Here is a 1,524-nt window from a genome sequence, read left to right as displayed (position 1 = left end):
CTCGCCGTCGGCGACCGGCTGCCGCTGTTCCTCGGCGCGGTGGGCGTGGGCGCGGCCGTCGGTCTCGGCGCGGTGCTCAGCCTGGCCTTCGGCATCGGCGCGGCGGCCTCGGCCGCCGTGGTGGCGACGGTGGCGTTCGGCGCGCTGCCGGCGCTGCCGATGCTGGCCTACCGGCTGGCCCGGCTGCCGGTGCCGTCGATCCCGACCGGCCCGGAGGACCTGAAGACCGACACCGAGTCGGTGGACGGCCCGTCGGTGCTGCGCGACAGCGAACGCGCCGACGCGTTCCTCACCGGACTGCTCTGGACCGTCTCGCTGCTGGTGCTCGGCGGCGAGGTGGTGCTCGCCCTCGACGGCCGGCTGCCGGCGGTCCTGCTCTGCCTGGTGCTGGCCCTGCTGTCGTTGCTGCGGGCCCGCCCGTTCCTCGGCCGGGGCCAGCGCACCCCGGTGCTGCTCGCCGGTACCGCCGGTCTCGGCCTCACCGCCCTGGCGGTCTTCGCGGCCGGCTCCACGCCGGTCCGACTCGGACTGGTCCTGGGCGGGCTGATCGTGGTGGCCGTGATCAGCCTGGTCTACGGGCTCACCGTGGCCGGCAAGCGGATCTCCCCGGTCTGGGGCCGCACCCTGGACATCGTCGAGATCCTGCTGATCGTCGCGCTGGTGCCGCTGGCCGTCTGGGTCTGCGGCATGTACGGCTGGATCGTCAACCTTCGACCGTGACGGTGCCCATCGCGGTGCCGACCGGTGCGGTGGCATAGACGCCGGGGCCGTGCTGGCCGTCCAGCGGGCGGGCCGGCACACCGGCCCGCCGGGCCATGTCCCGCACGACCTTCACCAGCGCCTCGGCGTGCCCGTCCATCGCGGCCACCCGCAGCAGCGGCGGGACCCGCCGCCCGCCGGGGAGCACCACGGCCGCCACGGTGTGCGAGGGCGCGGAGGTCGAGGTGACCGCGTCCACAAGCGCGCCCAGCGAGCCGTTGGGGCGGACCCGCAGGGCCAGGCAGCGCTGGGTCCAGCCGCCCCCGCGCAGGCTGGTCCACGTCTCGACCGGGGACTCCGGCGCCAGGTCGAGCCCGGCCCCGGAGACCACGGCCGCGTGCAGCTCGTCCCGGCCCAGGACCCGGTGGCCGAGGCCGGCGGCGGTGAGCGCCTTGCCGAGCCGGCCCACGCCGGCCGCGACGGTGCGGTGCACGCCGCGCAGGCCGCCACCTCGGCTCACCGTCTCGGCGCGCGCGTCACCCACCGACAGGCGCAGCGCCACCCAGACCGTGCGGTGCGCCGCGGGCGGCGCGCCCGGTGCCGGGTACCAGACCAGGGTGTGCGAGACCACCTGGGTCTGGGTGACCGGGCCGGCGAAGTCGGCGAGCACCGCGAGCGCCCGGTCCACGGTCGACGCCTCGATCGACCCGACGGGCGCGCCGGGCCGCCCGGTCAGCGCCAGCGCGGCGAACCAGCCCCGGTCGTCCTGGCCGATGCCGAGACGGGTGCCGCGCTCGGTCAGCTCCACCACGGTCAGCTCCGGGG

Annotated in this window: 2 protein-coding genes; one reads left to right on the top strand and one right to left on the bottom strand. The window is 77.0% G+C overall.

The window, feature by feature from the left end:
• Window positions 1–720 (top strand): type VII secretion integral membrane protein EccD (gene eccD, locus HUW36_RS32655; protein WP_174531561.1); only part of this gene is annotated, 720 nt, incomplete at its 5' end.
• Here eccD and HUW36_RS32650 read toward each other — a convergent pair.
• Window positions 704–1,524 (bottom strand): type VII secretion protein EccE (locus tag HUW36_RS32650; protein ID WP_174531560.1); only part of this gene is annotated, 821 nt, incomplete at its 5' end. The genes eccD and HUW36_RS32650 overlap by 17 nt on opposite strands.

This window comes from Micromonospora maritima, assembly GCF_902825405.1.
GTDB lineage: Bacteria > Actinomycetota > Actinomycetes > Mycobacteriales > Micromonosporaceae > Micromonospora > Micromonospora maritima.
Note: the sequence above shows the minus strand (reverse complement) of the source record. Positions and strands in the feature narration are given on the sequence as shown.